The sequence below is a fragment of the Rhodococcus sp. 05-2254-2 genome (assembly GCF_002259095.1).
Taxonomy (GTDB): Bacteria; Actinomycetota; Actinomycetes; order Mycobacteriales; family Mycobacteriaceae; genus Rhodococcoides.
On record NZ_NOZJ01000006.1, the window covers coordinates 187,917 to 193,048 of the forward strand.

At 65.3% G+C, this 5,132-nt stretch carries 4 protein-coding genes; all 4 read left to right on the top strand.

All coding sequences use genetic code 11. The features are described from left to right. The first annotated feature begins 16 nt into the window (after positions 1–16). The 4 genes from CH283_RS08670 (at position 17) to lnt (ending at position 4,474) form a co-directional block, all read left to right on the top strand. On the top strand, positions 17–673 hold the full coding sequence (locus CH283_RS08670) for a response regulator (protein ID WP_094641786.1): 657 nt from the start codon (positions 17–19) through the stop codon (positions 671–673). A gap of 81 nt (positions 674–754) precedes the next feature. After that, positions 755–1,279 (top strand): FxsA family protein, encoded by a 525-nt coding sequence (locus CH283_RS08675; protein WP_094641784.1) that lies wholly within the window; start codon positions 755–757, stop codon positions 1,277–1,279. A 59-nt stretch (positions 1,280–1,338) separates the two neighbouring features. Further along, entirely contained in the window at positions 1,339–2,892 is a 1,554-nt protein-coding gene (locus CH283_RS08680) for an amidohydrolase (protein WP_094642354.1), read from the top strand. A gap of 58 nt (positions 2,893–2,950) precedes the next feature. Beyond that, positions 2,951–4,474, top strand: a complete 1,524-nt coding sequence (gene lnt / locus CH283_RS08685) for an apolipoprotein N-acyltransferase (RefSeq protein WP_094641782.1) — start codon at positions 2,951–2,953, stop codon at positions 4,472–4,474. The last annotated feature ends 658 nt before the right edge of the window (positions 4,475–5,132 follow it).

The window sequence follows — 5,132 nt, forward strand, 5'->3', positions numbered from 1 at the left end:
GGGCTAGGTTGGGTCGGTGCCGATCACCGTTGTCGTCGTGGACGACCAGGAACTCATGCGCATGGGATTGAACATGGTGCTCGAGGCGCAGGACGACATCGAGGTGGTGGGGGAGGCCTCGGACGGGGCGGGTGCCGTCGAGGCCGTCGCCAGACTGGCACCGGCGGTAGTGCTGATGGACGTCCGCATGCCCGGCATCGACGGCGTCGCCGCCACCCGCAGCATCACCGAATCGGGTTCGGACGCCAAGGTTCTGGTGATGACGACCTTCGATCTCGACGAACACGTCCTCGGGGCACTCCGGGCAGGGGCCAGTGGATTCCTGCTCAAGGACACTCCACCCGAGGACCTGGTCTCCGCGATTCGCAGCGTGGCCGCAGGCGATGCCGTCGTCTCGCCGAAGGTCACCAAGCGTTTGCTGTCGAGGTTCGTCGAGCAGTCCGTGTCGACCACCGATGCCGCCGTTCTCGATGCGCTCACCGGACGCGAGCGCGAGGTGCTGGTGCACTTGGCTACCGGCTTGTCCAACGCCGAGATTGCGGCCGCCCTGCATCTGTCCGAGGCGACGATCAAGACTCACATCGGCCGAATCCTGACGAAGTTGGACGTCCGCGATCGAGTCCAGGCCGTCGTCGTGGCGTACGAAACCGGCCTCGTCCGGCCGGGTTCCTGAGAATCTGCCGACAAACACGGCAAGTCGGGAGCTATTTCGATGCCCCGCGCGTTGTACCGGTGAAGCGAAGAAAGGACCGTCATGCTCGCTCTGTTCGTACTCTATGTCGTGGTCGAGGTCGCAGCGCTGGTCGCCGTAGGAAGCGCGCTCGGTGTGCTCTGGACCGTCGTGCTGCTGATCGGTGGATCGCTGGTCGGGTCACTCCTCGTGCGATCGCAGGGCAGACGTGTGTTGGACGGTCTGCAGCGGGCATCGCGAGGCGAGCGATCGGCCGGCGGTGCCGTGGCCGACGGCGCTCTCTTCGCCGCAGGGTCGGTCGCGATGTTCGTGCCCGGCCTGGTGACCACGGTGATCGGGTTGCTGCTGTTGATCCCGCCGACCAGGTGGCTACTGCGCCCAGCAGTGATGTGGGCCGCCGCGCGCTGGTTGCCACAGGTCGCTACCGCCACCCGGCGCATGCGCCCCACCGTCATCGACGGTGAGATCCTCGACGACAGCACGCGAGCACCGAATGCATCCGGTTCTGCGCCGATACTCGAGGGACAGGTGATCGAGGCCGACCGCTTCGATCCCGCAGCCGGGGATTTCCGGAAGCCACACCGGTAGGGGCAGACTGGTCGTTCGTGACCACCGAATTGTTCTGCGGCGGACGGATCTACAGTCCGATGGCCTCCGACGCCACCGCCATGGCCGTGACCGATGGAATCGTCAGCTGGATCGGTGAGGACCGCACCGGGCGAGCGCTGCATCCAGGAGTCCGCATCACCGACTTGGCGGGCTCCTTCGTGGCACCGGCGTTCGTCGACACTCACGTGCACGTCACCGATCTGGGTCTGTCGCTGATCGGACTCGATCTGTCCGGCTGCACTTCGCTCGAGCACTGCCTGCGGGTGCTCGCCGAACACGCATCATCGTCCTCGGACGCACTGATCTGGGGACACGGCTGGGACGAAACCGGGTGGCCCGAACATCGTGCACCGTCCACAGCCGACCTCGATGCGGCAGCTCCTGGTCGTCCGGTGTACCTCACTCGCATCGATTCGCATTCGGCCGCCGTCTCGACGCCGTTGCGCGTCGCCGCGACCGGTATCGAATCCGTCACCGGCTTCTCGGAGCAGTCCCCACTCACCGCTGCCGCGCATCACCTCGCGCGGCAGACAGCGCGGTCGATGATCACGCCCGACACCCGAAATCGGGCACGAACGGCTGCGCTCGACAGTGCTGCGGCGCAGGGAATCGTCGCAGTCCACGAATGTGCCGGTCCGATCGTGTCGGGTATCGACGACTTCCGTGAACTGATGGCCACCGAACACGGGGTGGAGGTTCGCGGATACTGGGGCGAGCTGGTCGAGACGGCCGAGCAGGCGCGGCAGCTGCTCGGCGACACCGGTGCCCACGGACTGGCCGGCGACATCTTCGTCGACGGCTCGCTGGGGTCGCGGACCGCGTGGCTGTCGTCGCCCTACGCCGACGGCTCCGGATCTGGCGTCCGGTACGAGGACGTCGATGCGATCGCCGAACACATCTCGGCGTGCACGACCGCCGGGATACAGGCGGGTTTCCACGTCATCGGCGACGCGGCTGTGTCTGCTGCCGTCACAGCGTTCGGGCGGGTGGTGGCCGAGCTCGGAACTCCTGCCGTCGCCGCGTGCGGGCATCGGCTCGAACATCTGGCGATGGTCGCACCCGAACAGGCCGACAAATTGGCCTCGTGGGGCGTCATAGCCAGCGTGCAACCGATGTTCGATGCCCTGTGGGGCGGTTCGGACGGGCTGTACTCGGCGCGACTCGGCGCAGATCGTGCGTCGGCGCTCCATCCGTTCGCGCGCCTGGCATCGGCGGGGGTGGCGCTCGCATTCGGTTCGGATGCGCCGGTCACCCGACTCGATCCGTGGGCGACGATCAGAGCCGCGGTCAACCACCGCACGCCGGGCAGTGCCATCTCGCCTCGGGCCGCTTTCTCGGCCGGTACCCGCGGAGCGTGGCGTGCGGGCGGAGTCCGAGACGGATTGGCAGGAACGTTGGTGCCGGGAGCGCCCGCGTCCTTCGCGGTGTGGGAGGTCGACGAACTCGTCGTCCGAGCGCCCAAGGACAGCGTGCAACGCTGGTCGACGGACCCCCGTGCGGGGGTGTCCCCGTTGCCCGGTCTCGACCCGTCGTCCACGAGCCCACGGTGCTCGATGACCGTCCATCGCGGGCAGGTCATCCATGAGAACTGAGTCCGCCTCGGGTGTCGGGGCCGGGGCCTCGTCGGCGGGGCGACTACGACGAGCCTCGATGTCCACTGCACTCTCCGTTGCCGGTGGTGCCCTGATATTCGCGAGCTTTCCTCCGCGAACGCTGTGGTTTCTGGCACCGCTCGGGATCGCGCTGCTGGCCCTCGTCCTGACCGGCTTCGGCGGCCGACGTCCGTTGTCGCTGAAAGCGGGATTCGGCTACGGCTGTGCCGCCGGACTCGGATTCTTCGTTCCACTGCTCCCGTGGATCGGTGTCTACGTGGGACCGATGCCCTGGCTGGCGCTCGCCGCCGCCGAGTCCGTCTTCGTCGGCTTGTTCGGAGTGCTCGGTGTGGTCGCAGCACGGAGTGCCTGGTGGCCCGTGTCGATGGCATTGGCCTGGAGCCTGACCGAGTGGCTCAGATCCAGTGTTCCCTTCGGCGGTTTCCCGTGGGGCCGGTTGGCGTTCGGACAACCCGAGGGCTGGCTGCTTCCCTTGGCGAGCATCGGGGGTGCACCGTTGCTCAGTTTCGGTGTGGCACTGACCGGAACCGGAACGGCCGCGCTGCTGGTCGCGGGCAGTCGGCGCGACGGAGTGCGCTCGTTCCTCGGGCCGGTCGCCGCCACGACGGTCGCGTCCATAGCGGCCGTGGCGCTGCTACCCACGCTGCACAGCAACGACGCACCGGAAGGCGACGAACGGACCGTGACGATCGCAGCCGTCCAGGGAAGCGTTCCGCGTCTGGGTCTGGACTTCAACGCACAGCGGCGAGCGGTCCTGGACAATCACGTCCGTGAAACGATGAGTTTGGCCGCCGACGTCGAGGCAGGCAGGCAACCTGCCCCGGATCTCGTCGTGTGGCCCGAGAATGCGTCCGACATAGATCCATTGAGAAATGCCGATGCCTCAACTCTCATCACACAGGCGTCCGTGGCTGTGGGGGCTCCGATTCTCGTCGGGACCGTACTCGTCAATGCTGATGGCACGAACACGAATTCGGTAATTGCGTGGAACGGTACGGACGGGCCCGGTGAGCGGCACGACAAGAAGATAATTCAACCGTTCGGCGAATACTTGCCATTCCGAAGTTTTTTTCGATTGTTCTCGGAATATGCCGACCGAGCGGGTTATTTCGTTCCCGGTAACGGAAACGGAGTTGTCCGCACCGGGGGAATAGCAGCCGGAATAGCGACCTGCTACGAAGTCGCATTCGACCGTGCCCTCGAGGAATCGGTCCGATCGGGCGCGGAGTTCATCGCAATTCCAACCAACAACGCGACCTTCGGCGACACCGAGATGACCTACCAACAACTCGCGATGTCCAGGGTGCGCGCCGTCGAGCACGGAAGAACTGTCGTGGTGGCCGCCACGAGTGGTGTGAGCGCGATCGTGGCACCGGACGGAGAGGTTCTGCAGGATTCGCCACTGTTCACTCCCGACGTGCTGGTTTCCAGTGTTGTACTGCGACAATCCCTCACCGTCGCGACACGACTCGGCTTCGGATCGGAACTGGTGTTGTGTCTGGCAGCAGTCGCAGCCCTCGGCGCGACGCTCGTGGTCGGGCGCCGCCGCTCCGCCTCCTGAAACAATCGTCGAGTCGGTAAACGGCGGGTCGATCAGAACGACAGGTCCGATACGGGTCGGACAATGCTGTGCGACGCGGCGTGAGCAGTCATTCGTTCGACCGAATAGCGCCTGTTCGGGTGGCACTCGGGGTCACTTCTGTAACAGGCTGGAGTCGGCGATCGATGGTTCTTATGATTACTGCACAAAAGAATCCTGCCGATGTTGTATCTTTGAAAGCCGCTGGGATGCTCGACGCGGAATTTCGGGTCGGCTTTCGGCGGTTGGCCGACGGTCTCGTGTGTGTATGTGAGTGCAGCACGAACGCCGACGTGGTCGAACGTGTCGTACGCCTGGTGGGGAGGGGAGTTCATGTCGGACAGGACGTCGAATTCGAGAGTCACCACGCACTCGGTTTGCGAACTCGAGGTTGGTTCTCTTCGGTAGAACCGTACCCTTTCCCTGTTTCAATCCAGTGGGCCGTGCGCGACGAATCGATACGACGGCATATCACCACCGAACGTGTGTGAATCGACACGAACGCAGACCAGAACGGAAGCCAGAATTGCTCAATCGCGCGCACAGGCCGCCGCGGCTCGACAGTCCGAACCGAACCGAGGTCTCCGGGTCCACCGACCCGATGTCGGCCATCGTGACCGTGCCGTCGAAGGGCAAGTGA